This is a genomic window from Morganella morganii (assembly GCF_019243775.1).
Taxonomy (GTDB): Bacteria; Pseudomonadota; Gammaproteobacteria; order Enterobacterales; family Enterobacteriaceae; genus Morganella; species Morganella morganii.
Window position 1 is genome coordinate 1,163,702 of record NZ_CP069157.1, and the last position, 19,251, is coordinate 1,182,952.

General features: G+C 50.4%; 20 protein-coding genes and 2 tRNA genes. 11 read left to right on the forward strand and 11 right to left on the reverse strand.

Features of this window, described 5'->3' with window-relative positions:
• The first annotated feature begins 150 nt into the window (after nucleotides 1-150).
• From JL661_RS05395 to catA, 4 genes are all read left to right on the forward strand, one after another.
• Nucleotides 151-1,107: an alpha/beta fold hydrolase gene (locus JL661_RS05395; RefSeq protein ID WP_062772941.1), complete on the forward strand. Its 957-nt coding sequence runs from the start codon at nucleotides 151-153 to the stop codon at nucleotides 1,105-1,107.
• Between the two features lie 162 nt (nucleotides 1,108-1,269).
• The gene (locus JL661_RS05400; protein WP_032098806.1) at nucleotides 1,270-1,878 is read left to right on the forward strand and encodes a hypothetical protein; all 609 of its coding nucleotides are present in this window, start codon (nucleotides 1,270-1,272) and stop codon (nucleotides 1,876-1,878) included.
• 283 nt (nucleotides 1,879-2,161) lie between these two features.
• A complete protein-coding gene (locus tag JL661_RS18300; RefSeq protein ID WP_225310056.1) occupies nucleotides 2,162-2,968 on the forward strand; it encodes a hypothetical protein in 807 nt (268 codons plus the stop codon).
• A gap of 149 nt (nucleotides 2,969-3,117) precedes the next feature.
• A complete protein-coding gene (catA, locus tag JL661_RS05410) occupies nucleotides 3,118-3,759 on the forward strand; it encodes a type A chloramphenicol O-acetyltransferase (protein ID WP_004903992.1) in 642 nt (213 codons plus the stop codon).
• Between the two features lie 565 nt (nucleotides 3,760-4,324).
• Here the strand turns inward: catA and JL661_RS05415 are convergent.
• A complete protein-coding gene (locus JL661_RS05415; protein ID WP_004903993.1) occupies nucleotides 4,325-4,897 on the reverse strand; it encodes a helix-turn-helix domain-containing protein in 573 nt (190 codons plus the stop codon).
• A gap of 93 nt (nucleotides 4,898-4,990) precedes the next feature.
• Here JL661_RS05415 and JL661_RS05420 point away from each other — a divergent pair, with 93 nt between their 5' ends.
• The 3 genes from JL661_RS05420 (at nucleotide 4,991) to JL661_RS05430 (ending at nucleotide 7,986) form a co-directional block, all read left to right on the forward strand.
• Nucleotides 4,991-6,166: a benzoate/H(+) symporter BenE family transporter gene (locus JL661_RS05420; protein WP_206426455.1), complete on the forward strand. Its 1,176-nt coding sequence runs from the start codon at nucleotides 4,991-4,993 to the stop codon at nucleotides 6,164-6,166.
• 107 nt (nucleotides 6,167-6,273) lie between these two features.
• Nucleotides 6,274-7,047, forward strand: coding sequence for a GNAT family N-acetyltransferase (locus JL661_RS05425; protein WP_004903996.1), 774 nt, complete (start codon nucleotides 6,274-6,276; stop codon nucleotides 7,045-7,047).
• 3 nt (nucleotides 7,048-7,050) lie between these two features.
• A complete protein-coding gene (locus tag JL661_RS05430) occupies nucleotides 7,051-7,986 on the forward strand; it encodes an alpha/beta fold hydrolase (protein ID WP_004903997.1) in 936 nt (311 codons plus the stop codon).
• A gap of 74 nt (nucleotides 7,987-8,060) precedes the next feature.
• On the opposite strand, the gene uspF is transcribed toward JL661_RS05430, so the two are convergent.
• The 7 genes from uspF to cysZ form a co-directional block, all read right to left on the reverse strand.
• Nucleotides 8,061-8,495 carry a universal stress protein UspF gene (uspF, locus tag JL661_RS05435; RefSeq protein ID WP_004240247.1) on the reverse strand — a complete coding sequence of 145 codons (435 nt, stop codon included), beginning with the start codon at nucleotides 8,493-8,495 and terminating at the stop codon, nucleotides 8,061-8,063.
• Between the two features lie 132 nt (nucleotides 8,496-8,627).
• On the reverse strand, nucleotides 8,628-8,975 hold the full coding sequence (locus JL661_RS05440; RefSeq protein ID WP_004240248.1) for a DUF3024 domain-containing protein: 348 nt from the start codon (nucleotides 8,973-8,975) through the stop codon (nucleotides 8,628-8,630).
• A 285-nt stretch (nucleotides 8,976-9,260) separates the two neighbouring features.
• Entirely contained in the window at nucleotides 9,261-9,770 is a 510-nt protein-coding gene (crr, locus tag JL661_RS05445; RefSeq protein WP_004240252.1) for a PTS glucose transporter subunit IIA, read from the reverse strand.
• 49 nt (nucleotides 9,771-9,819) lie between these two features.
• Nucleotides 9,820-11,544 carry a phosphoenolpyruvate-protein phosphotransferase PtsI gene (gene ptsI / locus JL661_RS05450; protein ID WP_004240253.1) on the reverse strand — a complete coding sequence of 575 codons (1,725 nt, stop codon included), beginning with the start codon at nucleotides 11,542-11,544 and terminating at the stop codon, nucleotides 9,820-9,822.
• A gap of 122 nt (nucleotides 11,545-11,666) precedes the next feature.
• Nucleotides 11,667-11,924, reverse strand: coding sequence for a phosphocarrier protein Hpr (gene ptsH / locus JL661_RS05455; RefSeq protein WP_004240254.1), 258 nt, complete (start codon nucleotides 11,922-11,924; stop codon nucleotides 11,667-11,669).
• A gap of 276 nt (nucleotides 11,925-12,200) precedes the next feature.
• A complete protein-coding gene (gene cysK, locus JL661_RS05460) occupies nucleotides 12,201-13,157 on the reverse strand; it encodes a cysteine synthase A (RefSeq protein ID WP_004240255.1) in 957 nt (318 codons plus the stop codon).
• Between the two features lie 189 nt (nucleotides 13,158-13,346).
• Nucleotides 13,347-14,099 carry a sulfate transporter CysZ gene (cysZ, locus tag JL661_RS05465; protein ID WP_004240257.1) on the reverse strand — a complete coding sequence of 251 codons (753 nt, stop codon included), beginning with the start codon at nucleotides 14,097-14,099 and terminating at the stop codon, nucleotides 13,347-13,349.
• Between the two features lie 234 nt (nucleotides 14,100-14,333).
• Between cysZ and zipA the strand changes: the two genes are divergently transcribed.
• The 3 genes from zipA (at nucleotide 14,334) to JL661_RS05480 (ending at nucleotide 17,685) form a co-directional block, all read left to right on the forward strand.
• The gene (gene zipA / locus JL661_RS05470; RefSeq protein WP_036415376.1) at nucleotides 14,334-15,308 is read left to right on the forward strand and encodes a cell division protein ZipA; all 975 of its coding nucleotides are present in this window, start codon (nucleotides 14,334-14,336) and stop codon (nucleotides 15,306-15,308) included.
• Nucleotides 15,309-15,409: 101 nt separating this feature from the next.
• Nucleotides 15,410-17,404, forward strand: a complete 1,995-nt coding sequence (gene ligA / locus JL661_RS05475; RefSeq protein ID WP_218481055.1) for an NAD-dependent DNA ligase LigA — start codon at nucleotides 15,410-15,412, stop codon at nucleotides 17,402-17,404.
• 59 nt (nucleotides 17,405-17,463) lie between these two features.
• On the forward strand, nucleotides 17,464-17,685 hold the full coding sequence (locus tag JL661_RS05480) for a DUF3820 family protein (protein ID WP_004240260.1): 222 nt from the start codon (nucleotides 17,464-17,466) through the stop codon (nucleotides 17,683-17,685).
• Here the strand turns inward: JL661_RS05480 and JL661_RS05485 are convergent.
• Nucleotides 17,679-18,101, reverse strand: a complete 423-nt coding sequence (locus JL661_RS05485) for a MarR family transcriptional regulator (protein WP_036423379.1) — start codon at nucleotides 18,099-18,101, stop codon at nucleotides 17,679-17,681. The two genes, JL661_RS05480 and JL661_RS05485, sit on opposite strands and share 7 nt — an antisense overlap.
• 123 nt (nucleotides 18,102-18,224) lie before the next feature.
• On the opposite strand from JL661_RS05485, the gene JL661_RS05490 reads away from it, so the two are divergent.
• Nucleotides 18,225-18,977, forward strand: coding sequence for an SDR family NAD(P)-dependent oxidoreductase (locus JL661_RS05490; protein ID WP_036418568.1), 753 nt, complete (start codon nucleotides 18,225-18,227; stop codon nucleotides 18,975-18,977).
• Between the two features lie 48 nt (nucleotides 18,978-19,025).
• Here JL661_RS05490 and JL661_RS05495 read toward each other — a convergent pair.
• Nucleotides 19,026-19,101, reverse strand: a tRNA-Ala gene (locus tag JL661_RS05495).
• A gap of 41 nt (nucleotides 19,102-19,142) precedes the next feature.
• Nucleotides 19,143-19,218: transfer RNA gene (locus JL661_RS05500), tRNA-Ala, on the reverse strand.
• Nucleotides 19,219-19,251 lie beyond the last annotated feature (33 nt).

A 19,251-nucleotide genomic window follows, 5' to 3' on the forward strand; every position in this document is an offset into this window, starting at 1 on the left:
AGAATTATTTTTTAGTGATTGACAAAGATTTGGATATCTCGTTAACCTATTAATTGTCGATCGACAAATAATTGAATTTCGTTGCAGGCAACATCCGTTTTGACGGGCTGCTGCGGAGACTTTTTAACTTATGACTTATACGGAACAGGTATGAATACATTATTCGGTAAGGTATTACTGGCAGCGGTAATGACTTTCGCAATCCACAATAATGTGCTTGCGGAGAATACACCGAAACCGCCGGTAACAGCACAGGTGAATGAGGCGGATTTTCAGCATCACTATACGGATGTGGCGGGGCAGCGGATACATTATGTGACGGCGGGAAAAGGCGAACCGGTGTTGCTGATCCCCGGCTGGCCGCAGACCTGGTACACATGGCGTTATGTGATGACAGGGCTGGCAGCACAGGGATATATGGCGATAGCGGTGGATCCGCCGGGAACCGGTTTTTCTGCCCGGCCGGACAGTGGCTATGATACCGGTGCGGTGGCCACAACGTTACATACCATGATGAATCAGCTGGGTTATAAAACCTATTCGGTAGTTGGTCATGATATCGGGATGTGGGTCGGTTATGCGCTGGCCGGTGACTATCCGGCAGATATTAAAAAAATCGTCCTGACCGAGGCTGTTATTCCGGGTCTGGCACCGGCTCCGGGTATTTTTGTTGATCCGGAGGAGAATATTTTCCTCTGGCACTTTATGTTTAATCAGGTTCAGGATTTACCGGAAACGCTGGCCGCCGGTAAAGAGCGGGAGTATCTGAATTTTATTTTTGACCACTGGGCATACTGCCGTGACCGCGTTGCCGCACAGACGTATATCGATGCCTATTCTTCTCCGGGCGGACTGCGTGCCGGGTTTGCCTATTACCGGGCTATTCCGCAGACCATCGCGCAGAATAAGCGGCGGGCAGAGAAAAAACTGACTATGCCGGTTCTGGCCATCGGTGCTGATCACGCGACCCGTGATGCCCCGCAGCTGACAATGCAGGGAAGAGCGGTGAATTTGCAGGGCGCGATACTCAGTGAATGCGGTCATTTTGTGACGGAAGAGTGTCCTGAACAACTGATGGATGTAGTACTGCCGTTTTTACGCCAATAAAAACACCGGGATCTGATACGGGCCTCCTTTACGGAGGCTTTATTTTTTGCTGGTACTTTTATTCAGGATTGATATTGTTTGTTGCCGGAAAACAGCCGGATTAAATGATAAGTCAAATATGGCGGGATAACGTCATCATTAAATCAGCGGATATACTGAACAATGAAAAAAATAACGATAATTTCTGCATTGGTTGCAGCGTCACTATTACTGGGTGCCTGTGATAAAACAAAAGCAGCGGATAACGGACAAGGTGAGCGTTATGCAGCTCCTTTCGGTCTGACCTGGGGAATGACGGAAGAGGCGTTGGTACCACGGCTCGGTAGTCAGTCTGAAACGGATAACAGTGAATATGTCTGCCCGCTGACTAAAGTGACGTCTAAAACATTTTCCGGCGGATTAAATGAAGCGGGGGAGTACGAATTCCGCTTCTTACCACAGTACGGACAGCCGGATTTCAGCGGGCTGGTCGGTATTGGTTATTTTTATTCCACAGATGATGAAGCGGCATATCAGACACTGCTGAAAGAATTACAGCACAATCTTGAAGCGGAATATGGGAAACCCTCAATACTGGAAAGCAAAAAAGCAGACGAAGAACATTTTATTTATAAATCCGAAGAAAATGAAATCAGTTTATTTGTCATGATGCGTAACGCCCGTTTTTATATTTCACTGGATTACAGTTATTTTCCCAAAGAACATCAGGTCTCCCTGAAAAATAATATACAAAAAATAAAAGAGACCTGCATTAAGCAGCGGGGGGAGTAAGATATCAATAAGTACAGAAAACCACCGCTCATCCGGTGGTTTTCTGTTTGCGGAATAAAACAGATTAGTGACAGTTTTCTCAGAATAGCGTGTTCCGGTGGCATATATTGGTCATCAGGGAAAATAGTTACCGGGATGGAATGCCGGATGAATAAACGAATTTTCAGAGAATTGTTTCAACCGGACAGATCTTCTGTTCTCACGGGCTGATCCTATTTTATTGCCAATATCTGACTAAAAAATAATTGTCTGCCTGAATGGTCCCCCTGTACCGGAGAGATGAATGTCCGTTTATTTTGTGATTTCTGTACTGATTATTTTTCTGATTATCCTGCTGATTATATTAATTATTACCAACAAAATTGTGATCAGCCGGAAGAAAATAGTTTATCTGTCACTGATTGCGCTGTTTTTTGTATTTTTTATTAAAAGTGCGGTGGTGGAAAAAAATGAACAGATAAAAACTCAGGTTCTTGAGATGGTACCGACACTAAAAGCCATCAATCAGGTTGATCCCGTTATGTCCGGGGCCTTTTTTGCCGATTTCAGAAATGCGGGTAAGGGTTCGAAAAAACGGGAAGAGTACTATATGCGCCTGCAGCAGTGGGCCACCGAAAATATTAAAAAACTGCTTTATCTCGCGGGGGATGACGCGGTGATTAATTACGGGAAAATGCGGCTGGAATTTTTGCAGAAAGCACTGGCGCAGGATACCTCCGGTGACTTCTGCTTTCGTGTACTGCATCCGGAAGTATCAGGCCCGCCGGATATGAAAAAGGCTTCCGCCGGGTACCGTGACTTTATTATCGGTAACAGAGCGTTACTGGATCTGGTGAATTCAGCCGGTGAAGGGGCTCCGGTTGCACATTATTCTGCGGATGAAATTCAGTCATTATTTTCGGCACAAATACAGGGGTCGGTGGATAAATACGGCGATAGTTTCCTGACGGATGATCCGTATGTACTGGCGGAAGACAAGCTGCAAACCTGTCAGATGGAAATTGATTTAATGGTGGATGTGCTGAGAGCACCGCCCCGTGAATCCGCAGAACTGATCCGCTATGTGTTTGCGGATGACTGGCCGGAATAAATAAAGCCGGGCTTAATACAGATTAAGCCCGTATCGGGTATTATTACTGAATACCAGACAGCTTACGGAGGACGGAATGTTACCCATTGAGACAACCAGACTGCCTTCTGATTATTAATATTTTTCACTATTAATCAGAAGGAATAACCATGAATTTTACCCGGATTGACCTGAATACCTGGAATCGCAGGGAACATTTTGCCCTTTATCGTCAGCAGATTAAATGCGGATTCAGCCTGACCACCAAACTCGATATTACCGCTTCGCGTACCGCACTGACGGAAACCGGTTATAAGTTTTATCCGCTGATGATTTACCTGATCTCCCGGGCTGTTAATCAGTTTCCGGAGTTCCGGATGGCAATGAAAGACAATGAACTGATTTACTGGGATCAGTCAGACCCGGTTTTTACTGTCTTTCATAAAGAAACCGAAACATTCTCCGTACTGTCCTGCCGTTATTTTCCGGATCTCAGCGAGTTTATGGCAGGTTATAATGCGGTAACAGCAGAACATCAGCATGATACCGGATTGTTTCCGCAGGGAAATTTACCGGAGAATCACCTGAATATATCATCATTACCCTGGGTAAGTTTTGACGGATTTAATCTGAATATCACCGGAAATGATGATTACTTTGCCCCGGTTTTTACGATGGCAAAGTTTCAGCAGGAAGGTGACCGCGTACTATTACCTGTTTCTGTACAGGTTCATCATGCAGTCTGTGATGGTTTTCATGCAGCAAGGTTTATTAATACACTTCAGATGATGTGTGACAACATACTGAAATAAGTTAATTAATTCTGTATTTAAGCCACCGTATCCGGCAGGAATGGTGGTTTTTTTTATATTTTAACCGTAATCTGTAATTTCATTTCAGAATGGTTCAGGATCACTGTACGATAATGCCCCCGCAGTTTGGTAATACCCTTAATAAAAAAGGAAACAGCAAAGACTAACAGCAATAATAATAAAATAAGCAGTAACAATAATATTAATAACACCAGATATAATAATAATAGTATTTAAGACACAAGAAAGACTGCTGCGACAGTCATTTGGAACAACACCAAAATGCCGTAAAGGTAGTAGTAACAACACCAGTGAAAACATCACGACAGCATAGCGATATGCCTGAGTGTGTTTAATTAAACAATAAATAAACCGCCATATATAACAGAAGATAGTATTCTGAATGGCATGCTTTTCTGTTCAGTATAAACATATCATCCCGGTTGGTATAAGGATGATATATAATAAGTTAAGCTGAACACGTATTTATTTTGGTTTTATTTTACAAATAAAGTAAGACGATCCGTTAAGTCAAAGCGGGGTATATTTATTATACCCCGCTTTTTTATTTGTCCGCCGGACGCGGGTAATGGATCAGATTATGCAGTGTCACAATGGTCTTACCGGGATTGGCGTAAGCGTGCGGGATATCCGCATAAAAGCGCAGGGATTCCCCGGCAGAAACGGTATGCCACTCATCCCCCAGCCGCAGTTGTAATGCACCTTCCAGCATAATGACATGTTCGATAACCCCGGGTTCATGAGGGCCGGATTCACTGAGCGCCCCCGGCAGCAGGTCAATCTTCAGTAAATCCGTTTTCAGTTCATCATCAAACGGGATCAGCGGTGTGACACGCATCCCGGAGCGGGTCTGTTCAAAGACCGGCAGTGTTGCAAACGAATGAAGCCCCGCCTGCACCTGCGGCTGTGCGCCTTCCAGAAAAACAGAGAAAGCGACATTGAAGCCGGTGGCGATTTTCCACAGCGTGGATACCGTCGGGCTGGATTGGCCGCGTTCAATCTGGCCGAGCATGGCTTTGCTGACGCCGGTCAGTTGTGCTGCCTGGCTGAGGCTCAGCCCGCGTTCGGCACGCAGTTGTTTAAAGGTCTCTGCAACAGCGGGTGTGATATCGTGCATAAATTGTCATTATTCCGGGTAAATGTCATTGTCCGTTATAGCATCCGGTGATAGAGTCCGATCGTCTGCTATAACATCCGATGGTGTGTTCCTATGAGTAAGTTAACATTTTTTCGTGCCTTTTCTCCAGCAATGATGATGACAGGCCTGGTTGCGGTGCTGGTCGGCTATGCCAGTTCAGTGGCGATTATTCTGCAGGCGCTGGATGTGGCGGGGCTTGATACCGCACAAACCGGCGGCTGGCTGATGATGCTGGGGATCGGGATGGGGGTGACAACGATCGGGTTGTCGCTCTGGTATAAAATGCCGGTGCTGACCGCCTGGTCTACGCCGGGGATCGCGCTGCTGGTAACCAGTTTGTCCGGCGTGACCATCAATGAAGCCGTCGGCGTGTTTATTTTTGCCTCCGGACTGATGTTTCTGTGTGGCGTGACCGGTATTTTTGCCCGGCTGATGAATTATATCCCGCGCGCACTGGCCTCGGCGATGCTGGCCGGTATTCTGCTGCGTTTCGGGCTGACGGCGTTCGGTGCGCTGAATACCAGCTTTGTGCTGTGTGCCGCGATGATAGCCGCGTATGTGGTGATGCGGCGGATTTTCCCGCTGTACGCTATTATTGCTGCCCTGATCACCGGTATCACCGTGACCGGACTGAGCGGCGATCTGCATTTTGTCCGGGCCGGCAATGTGTTTGCGCTGCCGGAATTTGTGATGCCGTCATTTACCCTGACGTCCCTGATCAGTGTCGGCATTCCGTTTTTTATTGTGTCGCTGGCCTCGCAGAATGCGCCGGGGATTGCGATTTTACAGGCTAACGGTTATCCGCCGCACACCTCTGTGCTGCTGAGCTGCTCGTCGCTGGCGGCTATCCTGCTGGCACCGTGGGGCGGGTTCAGTATCTGCATTGCGGCGATCACCGCCGCGATTTGCATGGCACCGGATGTGCACCCGGATCCGGCGCGGCGTTATACCGCAGCTGTCTGGGCGGGGATATTTTATCTGCTGGCGGGGATTTTCGGCGGCGCGGTTTTTATGCTGTTCAATGCCTTTCCGGCGGTTCTGATACAGATCCTGGCTGGGCTTGCTCTGCTGACCACGCTGATGAACAGCCTGCATCAGTCGCTGGCAGATGAAAAAGGGCGGGATGCGGCGATTATCTGTTTTCTGCTGACGGCATCGGGTATTACGCTGCTGGGTATCAGCTCAGCTTTCTGGGGATTGCTGGCGGGCATTGTGGTGCATCAGATTATGGCAATACGCAGGGGCTGAGTGTCAGGCTCCGGAATGTCTTAACATTCCGATAAGGTATATAACGGCTTATATTATAGAGTGGGGATAATAAATCCCGCCGATGCTTATACCATTCCGGAGACACCATGAGTTTACAGAATTACCGCGCGACAGAGCGCCATTTCTGGCGCAGTATCGCGCAGGATGTCATCACCGTAAGTGATCGTGCAGAATGCTATCTGACACCGCTGCCGGTGCCTGTCTTTAACTATATCTATCTGCAGGCCGGTGCGGATAGTAATGAGTTCTCACTGGCACAGCAACCTTTCATGCCACATCACAAACCTCATTGCCTGGTGGCAGAGAAATCCGCGGCAGAAACACTGCACCCGCAGATTATGGCGGCGGGTTATGAGGCGGACGGTGAAACCAGTGCTATGCATCTGTCTGTTGATGAGTGGCTGCCGTCCTCTGTTCTTCCGGCCGGATGTGAGATCCGTGAGGTAAATGAGCAGCTTTCGTTGTGGGCGGAGCCGCTGGAAGCCGCTTTTCCGGCGGGAGAGAATGACGGGGAAGATGCTCCGGATTTTAGTATCGTCAGTGACTATATCAGCTATCATCAGCGGGCAATGGCAAACGGTGCTGAGCTGTATCATGCTGTTCTGTTGTGTCAGGGGAAACCGGTCAGCTGCATCACGCTGTCGTTGTCAGAATACGGCGCGCGGATTGATGATCTCGGAACTGTTCCTGCATATCAGGGCAACGGCTATGCCACACTGTTGCTGGATTATGCACTGATACTGTGCCGGAAGCGGTGTATCGGGGATTGTTATCTGGAAGCGTCGTCCGAAGGGTTGAGTCTGTATCAGAAGCTCGGTTTCCGCACATTGTTTAATTATCTGTTTTATGTGAAGGGATGAAGAATGCGTAAGGCTGCCGTCTGTGCACTGCTGGGTTGTCTGCTGATGGCGCCTGCAATGGCATCAGAAACACAAAATACCGGGGAAGAGACTGTCCGGACAGAAAACCTTGCCCGTCAGGATGGCAGTGCTGTTCATTACTACCTGCTGCACCGGCAGGCGGAACCCACCCGCAAATTGCTGGTGCTGATTCAGGGCTCTGATTGTAACAGTGCTAAAAACAACCGTTTTATGGTGGATACTTTCGGTGGCGCGTTCCCGGACCATGACATTCTGCTGGTGGAGAAATACGGTATTACCGATGCGCTGCCTTTTAATGACCGCGATGGTGAGCGGGCAGACTGCCCGGCGGAAACCATGTTCAATGATTCTCTGTCGGTGCGGGTCAGCGACTATGCTGCGGTGCTCGACCGTCTGAAAGGGGAGTATGACACCGTGCTGCTGCTGGGCGGCAGTGAAGGGGCGACTGTTGCTGAACACACTGCGCTGGCATCACCGGCGGTTGACGCAGTGGTGGCTGTTAATGGCGGAGGGCGCTTTTTCCTGGATGATGTCACGGACAGCTTCCGCAATAGTCCTCAGCCACTTGAGGAGTCTCAGTTAGCCGGTTTTCTGGCATTTACTGATGCGGTAAAACGCAATGAGGTGGAGAACGATATGCTGGTCAGCCAGCACGGGATGCGCTGGTGGCGCGAATTTCTGGCGGCGGATGCGCAGCAGGTACTGAACGGGCAGACAAAACCGGTGCTGGTTATTCAGACGTTGAATGATACCAATGTCAGTGTCACATCGTTTAAGCAGATGCAGAAAGCGGTGGAGAACCCGGTGGTGACATTCAGAACCTTTGATAATCTGGATCACTATTTTAAAGATACAGACGGAAACCGGCATACCGCGCAGATCCTCGCGGTTATCCGTGACTGGTACACCCGGCAGTGATTCTTTGCTGATTGCAGGAAAATAAAGAAACAAACGCCCGTTAAAACGGGCGTTCAGTCAGGCGCTGCCGCGTATCAGCGGACAACCAGAACCGAGGTATGGGCGTAGCGTACAACCGCTGCGGCGTTGGAGCCGAGCAGATAGGTGGACATATCCGGGCGGCGTGAGCTGATGACAATCAGGTCGCTTTCCAGAGTATCCGCCAGTTTCAGAATCTGATCTTTCGGTGAGCCGGAAACCACATGCAGTTCAAACTGCTCTGCAGGCAGATTAAAATCACTGACCATCTTCGCCAGTTGTTCTTTGGCGCTGTCCAGAATTTCATCTTTTTCCGGCAGAGTTGCGGCATAGGCAATACCGAAAGAGGCAAAGTGAGAGAATGACGGGATCACCGCTATAAAGTGAATTTTGGCATTTTCAAATTTGGCTAATGTCTGAATCGTCGGGATCACCTCGCGGGTCAGCCCGGTTTCGGAAATATCGATTGGAACTATAATCGTTTTATACATACATACCTCGCAATCTGAAAGCCGGCAAATAAGTTAGTAGTAATAGTAACCTGCGTAATGAGCACTATACGTGAAAACGATCAAAATTCACAAATAAACCCCTTAACGGAGCTTAATTGTGTGATGTGGTGACTAACTGAAAATAAAACGGTCGGATTTATCATCCAGAACCTGTTTCAGCAGTGCACTCAGTGTACCGGCAGGGCAGTCCGGATAAGGCTGCCATTTGTTGTTATCCACATAAAAAAGCTGCCAGTTATCATCAGCTTCTGACCAGGTCAGTCTGGCAATTTGTTTTTCAATGGTTTGCGGGGTGCCGCACGGGCAGACGAGTTGTTTCTGATAAATCAGTATGTTGTTATTGTCCGTACGGTACTGAACATCGAACTCATCGGGGATATGACCATTCGGATACAGGCGCTCAGTGAACAGGCGCATGTTCTGCTTTATTTGCTGTGTCTGAACTGAATTAAATTCCATAGCATTACCATTTTGTGACGAACGAAAATGAAAACTTCCCGTTTATCCCGCCTGTGGTTCCGGCGGATCCGGCCGTATCAGGCAGTGCGTAATCTGCGTAAATTGCGGACCGTCACGGGAGATCATGTTAGCGCATTTCACTGAGGTGAGAAATACTTTTCCGGTAATTTCCGGACAACAGGCAGGGGATAATACAACAGAATTAATCAATCAAAGGAAAACGGACGAAAAAAACGGCTTCCGCAGAAACCGTTTTTCAGTGTACAGACTGTGATGCAGAAGCCGTTATTTTTTGATTTTGATGACAACGGTTTCGCCGACAGTGACCGGACCGGTCATTTTGGTCATCTCTTTGATTTCATCCATATTGGAGATAACCACCGGAGTCAGGGTGGATTTGGCTTTCTCTTCGAGAAGCGCCAGATCGAATTCAAGTACCAGGTCGCCTTTTTGTACGCGCTGGCCTTCTTCCGCAATACGTTTGAAGCCTTCACCTTTCAGTTCAACAGTGTCGATCCCGAAGTGAACAAACAGTTCAATCCCGCTGTCCGATTCAATGGAGAACGCGTGATTAGTTTCAAAAATTTTACCGATTGTACCGTCAACAGGGGCAACGATTTTATTCCCTGCCGGTTTGATAGCAATGCCATCGCCGACAATTTTTTCAGCGAAAACAACGTCAGGCACATCTTCGATATTCACAATCTCACCGGACAGCGGCGCCACGATGTCAATCGTGCCGCTGTCTTTTTTATCATCCGAAACCAGCGACTTCAGTTTGTCAAACAGACCCATGAATACTCTCCTAAATGTTGATACGGGACCGGGCGTGAATTTGGCTTTCTCAGCACAGGGTTTTTTCTTTGGTGAAGGTTTCCACCAGTGCCATCAGTTCTGTTGCCGTCGGCTGAGCGAGTGCCTGTTCAGCCAGTGCTTTCGCATCTTCATAATGCGTATTGCGGATCAGTTTCTTGATACGCGGGATAGCAATAGAACTCATACTAAATTCATCTAAACCCATGCCCAGCAACAATAAAGTTGCACGTTCATCACCCGCCAGCTCACCACACATTCCGGTCCATTTCCCTTCCGCGTGGGAAGCGTCAATGACTTGTTTGATAAGGTTCAGCACCGCAGGAGACATCGGGTTGTAGAGATGGGAAATCAGCTCATTTCCGCGATCCACAGCCAGAGTATACTGCGTCAGGTCGTTGGTTCCAATACTGAAAAAATCGACTTCTTTTGCAATGTGACGTGCATTAACTGCTGCCGCCGGGGTTTCCACCATGATACCAACTTCAATAGTTTCATCAAAAGGTTTCTGTTCATCCCGCAACTGCTGTTTCATTTCGTCCACTATCTTATTGAGTTCGCGGACTTCTTCGACGGAAATCACCATCGGGAACATGATACGCAGCTTTCCGAAAACTGAGGCACGTAAAATCGCGCGCAGCTGGGTGTCGAGAATTTCACGGCGATCCAGACAGATACGGATGGCACGCCAGCCGAGGAACGGGTTTTCCTCTTTCGGCAGATTCATATAAGGCAGGTCTTTGTCACCGCCGATGTCCATGGTGCGGACAATAATGGCTTCATCCGGCATTGCCTGAGCGACTTCTTTATAAGCGCGGAACTGTTCTTCTTCCGTCGGCAGCGAGTCGCGATCCATAAACAGGAATTCGGTGCGGTATAAACCGACACCTTCCGCGCCGTTGCGTTCGGCACCCGGCATATCGCGCACGGTACCGATGTTGGCACAGACTTCCACCTGGTGACCATCGAGGGTGACAGCAGGCAGATCTTTGAGTTTTGCCAGTTCGGCTTTTTCCGCCAGATAGTCATCGCGCACTTCTTTCATGCGCTCAATGTCTTCTTCTGACGGATTGAGATAAATGGTGTTGTTGACCGCATCCAGGATCAGGTAATCATCACTTTTGATATTTTCAGTGGCATTCCCGGTACCGACCACGGCAGGGATTTCCAGAGAGCGGGCCATGATGGAAGTGTGGGAGGTCCGGCCGCCGATATCGGTGATAAAACCCAGCACTTTTTTCAGGTTCAGCTGTGCGGTTTCGGACGGTGTCAGGTCTTTGGAAACCAGAATCACTTCCTCAGCGATGGCGCTGAGGTCGATAATCGGCATGCCGAGAATATTTTTCAGCAGACGGTTACCGATGTCGCGGACATCGGCCGCGCGTTCTTTCAGATACTCATCATCCAGACCTTCCAGGGCGGTGGCCTGTTCTTCAATCACCTGGTGTACCGCGTAATCGGCGGTTTTTTTGCTTTTGATGATGTCAGTGATTTCATTTTCAAGCTCCTCGTCTTCGAGCAGCATGATATGACCTTCAAAAATTTCGGCTTTTTCCGCACCGAGATTTTTTTCAGCGGTTTCTTTGATGGCATTCAGCTGTGCGGACGCTTTGGCGCGGCCTTCAGTGAAACGCCGGATTTCAGCATCAATCTGCTCAGCAGAAATCGACTTCTGGCTGATAATGATAGGTTCTTCTTTGAGTAACAACGCTTTACCAAAAGCGATACCCGGTGAAACAGAGATTCCTGAAACCATAATAATACCTTTGAGTTTACTGGGGGACGTACAGCAGCGGGCTGCGTGAGCGTACCCGGAAACGGACTATCCCCGGCATGAGACGGTGGCCGGGGATCCTGACAGGTGAGGGCGGAAGGAGATTACTCCAGTTCACCCATCAGTTTGACGAGGTGCTCTACTGCTTTCTGCTCATCTTCACCTTCTGCGGCGATAGTCACCACGGTGCCCTGTGTCAGACCCAGAGTCTGTAACTTGAACAGACTTTTGGCGCTGGCGCTTTTGCCGCCGGAAGTCAGGGTGATGTCAGAAGCGAAAGTTTTGGCTTCTTTGACAAACTGAGCCGCAGGACGGGTGTGCAGACCGTTAGGTGCAGTAATGGTGACTTCTTGCTGATACATAGCGTTACCTCATGTTTGGAATTTTTTATCGGCGGTTAATATTAAGACATATAACAGTAATCATAGCCGGAGCAAGTAAAATAGCACAACCCGAAGATTCGACATACGTATTTGGTGTCATTATTTTGAGCTGTGAAATAATTACTTTTTTAATACTAAACAACCGCACAAAAATCATCCCGCAGAGTGTCAAACTTTGATCCGTTGCACAAAAAAAGCACCCTTTGCGGGTGCTTTCGAGGTCAGGCAGGGCGGGGACTGAATCCGTTCAGTTGATCAGTTTTCACTGATATCGGCGAACAGCGCAGTACTCAGATAACGTTCACCGGAAGACGGCAGGATCACCACGATATTTTTGCCCTTGAATTTATCTTCTTTCGCGAGACGTTCCGCAGCAATTACCGCCGCACCGGATGAAATACCGGCGAGAATACCTTCGCGCTCCATCAGTTTACGGGCGGTGGCGAAAGCATCTTCGTTGCTGACCAGCTCGACGCGGTCAATCAGGCTCAGATCCAGGTTACCCGGGATAAAACCGGCACCGATACCCTGAATTTTGTGCGGGCCCGGTTTGATCTCTTCCCCGGCCAGTGCCTGGGTGATGACAGGGGAGCCTTCCGGCTCGACGGCCACGATAGTGACGTCTTTTTTCCCTTTGATGTTTTTCAGGTAACGGGCGATACCGGTGATGGTGCCGCCGGTACCGACACCGGCAACCACAACATCCACATTGCCGTCAGTGTCTTCCCAGATTTCCGGACCGGTGGTTTTTTCATGGATCGCCGGGTTGGCCGGGTTGCTGAACTGCTGTAACACAATATAGCGGGACGGATCAGACGCGCTGATTTCATCGGCTTTTTCAATCGCGCCTTTCATGCCTTTCGCGCCTTCGGTCAGTACCAGGTTGGCACCCAGGGCTTTCAGCAGTTTGCGGCGTTCGATACTCATGGTATCCGGCATGGTCAGGGTGAGTTTGTAACCACGGGCGGCAGCAACATACGCCAGTGCAATCCCGGTGTTACCGCTGGTCGGCTCGACCAGTTCCACACCCGGTTTCAGGATACCGCGCTTTTCCGCGTCCCAGATCATATTGGCGCCGATACGGCACTTGACGCTGAAACTCGGGTTACGGGATTCGACTTTCGCCAGGATATTGCCGTGACCGAAATGTTTGAGGCGCACCAGCGGTGTGTGACCAATGGTTAGCGAATTATCTTCATATATCTTACTCATCGGTTTTCCTTATAGGGTTATTCATAATCAGACTAAATATAAAACCACATTACCCGCTGACCGGCGGAAAGGAAATACATAATCGGCATATCCTTATAACCGGACAGACGATCAATAGCGAAAAAGTATAAGGAGCAAGAAAACGGCAGGGCAGTGTGATAACCGCCCTGCACGGAAGGGGGTTGCGGATCAGTCGCGGACAAACTGTGCGCGGTAGCGATCCACCCACAGCGCGGTGGCACCGCAGACCGCCGCAGGCATAATAAACAGGTTCACAAACGGGATCATGGTCAGCACACTGACCAGCGAACCGAACTGGAGATTGGTCATATTATCGCGGCGCAGTGTGCTTTTCATTTCCGGAAAACTGACCTTGTGGTTATCAAACGGGAAATCCCCGTACTGCACGGACATCATCCAGGCACCGAAAATAAACCAGAGTACCGGCGCGAGTGTCTGCCCGATCCCCGGAATGAAAAACAGGATCAGCAGAATAACGGCACGCGGGATGTAATAAAGCAGTTTGACCATCTCACGTTTCAGAATACGCGGGATATCATTTATCAGATCTGCCCAGCCCTGATCCGGTGCGGGACGCCCGGTGAGCTCCGCTTCCAGTTTCTCCGACAGCCAGCCGTTAAACGGCGAGGCGATGATATTGGCGATCGTGCTGAAAAAATAGCTGAAAATCAGCAGCACAGAAATCACCGCCACCGGCCAGATAAGATAATCCAGCCACTGCAGCCAGCCCGGTACTTTATCCATCAGCCAGGCTATCCACCCGCCGAACTGACTGAACAACCACCAGAGTGCACCGCCCATAACCACGATATTGGCCAGCAACGGCAGAATCACGAAGGCCCGGAGACCCGGACGCATCATCAGCCGCCATCCCTGTGCAACATATGCAAAGCCGCTGAGCGGCCTGACAGGATTTGTCATACTTCCTATTCACTCCTATGATTGGAAAACGTTATACTATCAGACTGAACTATTGATTTGTCCGGCCACAAATGAAATGTCAGGATGAAAAATCAGTCAAAAAGAGCAATTAAATGATCTTTATTGCAAGAAATTCGTGCAGGGACTTGAACTTAACATCATTGACAAATACTCTTGTAATCAAACGATAGTATTTTGCCATGGTGGCCTTTAATTTAAACAACAGAGATAGCACTGATGCAAGATTTGCGTCTGATATTAATCGTTGTGGGTGCGGTAGCAATCATCGCATTGTTACTTCACGGACTGTGGACGAGCCGTAAAGAGCGTTCTTCCCTGTTTCGCGCGCGCCCCATGAAGCGTCGTAAATACGAGTCGCAGGATGAAGCCGCTGATGATATGTCAGAGGCACACGGCTCCCGTCACTCTGCTGTATTACCGGAGGATCCGGCTCCGCAGGTCTCTCCGTATTCAGAAGCGCAGAATGAGCAGGATCCGTTATTATCTGCCGGCAGAATGTATCCGTCATCAGAGCCGGAAGAACCGCCTGTGATGCCGAAAGCCCAGAGCCCGCGCCGTCAGCCGGTAAAAGCACCGGAAACAGAGCCGCAAATCGGATTATTTGATGCCCTTGAGCAGGAAGCACAGGCACCGGCAGCTCCGGCTCCGGAGGTCATGACAACAGCCGCGGTGATCACTGCCGCTGAAACTGACATGCCTCACACAGAAGAGCCGGTAACTGAACCGGAACCGGTTCAGGAAGCGCCGCGCAGCAGTGCAGAGAACAATGAGATTGTGCTGGCACTGTTTGTGTCCGCCCATCCGGGACAGATGGTCGCAGGTGATATTCTGCGCACCGCTATCGAGCAGGCCGGGTTCCGTTTCGGGGCGATGAACATCTATCACCGCCATGTCGATCCGGCAGGCAGTGGTCCGGTGTTATTCAGTCTGGCCAATATGGTGAATCCGGGCACGTTTGTACCGGAGCAGATGGAAGAGATCGAAACCCCGGGCGTGGCCATGTTTATGATGGTGCCGTCTTACGGTGACGCAAACCAGAACTTCAAGCTGATGTTACAGGCTGCTCAGCGTATCGCCTCTGATGTCGGCGGCGTGGTTCTGGATGAGGAGCGCAAAATGCTGACACCGCAGAAAATCGAGGTGTACAAGGCGCGCATCCGCAAAGTTCTCGTCGCCAAACAGAACTGAGACACACAAATCGCACAAAAAACCCCCGCAATGACGGGGGTTTTTTTCAGGTATAAACAGATTGCAGATCACTATGATGCCAAAAAAATAACGAAAACGACATTGAACAGCTGCGCGCCACACTGCGCCATCATGAATATTGTTATCACGTGCTGGATAACCCGGAAGTGCCGGATGCGGAATATGATCGCCTGATGCAGCGTCTGAAAGCGCTGGAAGCGGAGCATCCGGAACTTATCACACCGGATTCCCCGACACAGCGGGTCGGGGCATCACCGCTGAGTGCATTTGAACAGGTGCGCCATGAGATTCCGATGCTGTCACTCGATAACGTGTTTGATGAGGAGAGTTATCTTGCCTTTGACAAACGTGTACGTGACCGTCTGAAAGACACGCAGGATCTGACATTCTGCTGTGAGTTAAAACTCGACGGCCTGGCGGTCAGTCTGCTGTATGAAAACGGCAGTCTGGTGCAGGCAGCCACCCGGGGTGACGGTACCACCGGGGAAAACATTACCGCCAATGTGCGGACCATCCGCGCTATTCCGCTGAAACTGCGCGGGGAAAATATCCCGCAGCGTATTGAGATCCGCGGCGAAGTCTTTATGCCGCAGAAAGGCTTTGAGGCGATGAATGAGGAAGCGCGCCGCACCGGAGGCAAAGTGTTTGCTAACCCGCGCAACGCCGCAGCCGGTTCATTGCGCCAGCTGGATCCGGCGGTGACAGCCAAACGCCCGCTGACTTTCTTCTGTTACGGCGTGGGCGTGCTGGAAGGCGGCACACTGCCGGGCAGTCACTATGATCGCCTGCAGCAATTTAAAGCCTGGGGCTTACCGGTCAGTGATCGTGTGATGCGCTGCACCGGCAGTCAGGCGGTGCTGGATTTCTATCACAAGGTGGAAGAGAGCCGTCCGGTGCTGGGTTTTGATATTGACGGCGTGGTGATTAAAGTGGATTCCATTGCACTCCAGGAGGCGCTGGGCTTTGTGTCCCGCGCCCCGCGCTGGGCGACTGCCTTTAAATTCCCGGCCCAGGAACAGATGACCGTTGTCCGTGATGTGGAATTCCAGGTCGGCCGTACCGGTGCGATTACCCCGGTTGCCCGTCTGGAGCCGGTGCTGGTGGCCGGTGTGACGGTCAGTAATGCCACACTGCATAATGCGGATGAAATCAGCCGTCTCGGTCTGAAAATCGGCGATACCGTGGTTATCCGCCGTGCCGGGGATGTGATCCCGCAGGTGGTGGGTGTGGTGGAATCAGAGCGTCCGGCGGATGCGCGGGATATTGAATTTCCGCTCAGTTGCCCGGTGTGCGGGTCAGATATTGAGCGGGTGGAAGGCGAGGCGGTTGCCCGCTGTACCGGCGGTCTGATTTGCGGGGCACAGCGCAAAGAAGCACTCAAACATTTTGTGTCCCGCCGTGCCATGGATGTGGACGGGCTGGGGGATAAAATTATCGACCAGCTGGTGGATGCGGAGTATGTGAAGACCCCGGCGGATCTGTGGCGTCTGACCCCCGGTAAGCTGACCGGGCTGGATCGCATGGGACCGAAATCCGCACAGAAACTGACTGACGCGCTGGCGGCATCAAAACAGACTACATTTGCCCGTTTCCTTTACGCGCTGGGGATCCGCGAAGTCGGCGAAGCCACGGCGGCCAATCTGGCAGAACATTTCGGAACCCTGGATGCCTTACAGCAGGCGGATACAGAAGCACTGAAAGCCGTTCCTGATGTCGGGGAGGTTGTCGCGAAGCATGTGGTCAATTTCTTCCGCGAGCAGCACAACCGCGAGGTTATCACTGATCTGACCGTAGATGTCGGTATCAGCTGGCCGGATGTGGTGGCGGTGGATGCATCGGCACTGGATAACCCGTTTGCCGGTAAGGTGGTTGTGCTGACCGGCTCACTGCAGATCCTGACCCGTGATGAGGCAAAAGATCGCCTGACGGCACTGGGGGCGAAAGTCACCGGCAGTGTCTCGAAGAAAACCGATCTGGTGGTTGCCGGGGAAGCCGCAGGCTCCAAGCTGGCCAAAGCGGAAGAGCTGGGTATTAAAGTGATCAATGAAGATGAGTTTATTGCACTGCTGAACTGACAGACAGGCTGAAAAACGGTCTTCCGCAGAAGACCGTTTCAGTCACATCAGGAGAGATGATGGAGAAAGAAGATTTAGTGGCAGTCGCTAACACTGCTATGCCATTTGGTAAATACAAAGGTTGCCGTTTAATTGACCTTCCCGAGGAATACCTGCTCTGGTTTGCCCGTAAAGACAGTTTCCCGGAAGGGCGCCTGGGGCAGCTGATGCAACTCACCCTTGCGATTAAAACCGAAGGTTTAAGTGGCCTGATAAAACCGCTTAAACGTCCCGCTCACTGATCCCGGGTCAGTGCATCGATGACTTTCCGGCTCAGTATACGAAACTGGCGCTGTTCATCGTCATTCAGACTTGCAAATACTTTTTCTGCATTGCGGGTGCGTCCTGTTGCCGCGCGGGACAGAAACTCTTCACCTTCCGGTGTCAGCTGGGTCACCAGTTCCCGTTTATCGGTCTCCGACTGATACTGGGAAACAAACTGGTGTTTTTTCAGCGCCCGTAATGATTTCGAGACATTCTGGCGCGAAATCCCGAGTTTCTGGCTTAAATCCGACGGGGTTAAATCCCCCTGAAGGCGCAACATTTCCATTACGTCATACTGTGCCCACGTCACCTTTTCAGGTGAGCAGATGGTCCGTTGCGCTACCAATGTGCACTGTAACAATGACAGTGTATTTTCCAGTTCCTTGAATGACATAACACCTCCCTTTTATCCTCCCCCTTAGTTTAGCCGAAAGGCAAAATCAGGAAAAGAAAGTTGATTAATAAAAGTTAATCAACTAAGCTTTTAGTTAACTAAAGTTAATTAAAAGGTGATGGTATGACAGACTTTCAACAGAAGATTATCCTGGTTACCGGAGCCTCAACAGGGGTGGGTGAAGGAATTGCCCGTGAATTACTGAAAAGAGGGGCTAAAGTTGCGATTACCGGGCGAAATCCGGAACATCTGCAAAAGGCAATAAATGAGTGGGATCCTACGGGAGATAGCGTGCTGGCAATTGAAGCAGATGTACGTAAACTGAGCGATTGTAAGCGGATGGTGAGCACAGTGTCAGATAAATTCGGTGCTTTACACGGGTTGGTAAACAATGCAGGGATCACCGGGCCGCATGGTGTGAAGATTGAGGATTATGATTTTGAGGCCTGGCAGGATGTGATGGCTACGGATGTGACCGGCACATTTCTCGGGATGAAATTCGCTATTCCTGCCATTATCAAAAGCGGCGGCGGGGCAGTGGTGAATTTATCAGCCTGTAACGGAGTCACCGGTATTGCGGGGATTGCACCTTATACCGCTGCCAAGCACGCAGTACTCGGGCTGACCCGCGCGGCGGCACTGGAATATGCAGAACAGGGCGTGCGGATTAATGCGGTCGGCCCCGGCTATGTGGCGACACCAAATATTCTGGCGTTACCGCAGGATGTACAGGCAATGATGGCGGAGAGTCACCCGATGAAACGGATGGCAACACGGGAAGAGGTGGCAAAAATGGTCGCGTTTCTGTTATCAGATGACAGTCGTTTTTGTACCGGCGGTTTTTATCCGGTGGATGGCGGGTATACCGCGCAATGACAAGAAAGCAGAAACGAAAAACCCCGGTCAGAGACCAGGGTTTAAATTTGGTGGAGCTAAGGGGGATCGAACCCCTGACCTCTTGCATGCCATGCAAGCGCTCTCCCAGCTGAGCTATAGCCCCGGAAAACCGGATGTCACGGTATTTATCAGTCACCAAAGATTTGGTGGAGCTAAGGGGGATCGAACCCCTGACCTCTTGCATGCCATGCAAGCGCTCTCCCAGCTGAGCTATAGCCCCGATAAAATCGACCGGACGCGCAGCATAATAGGC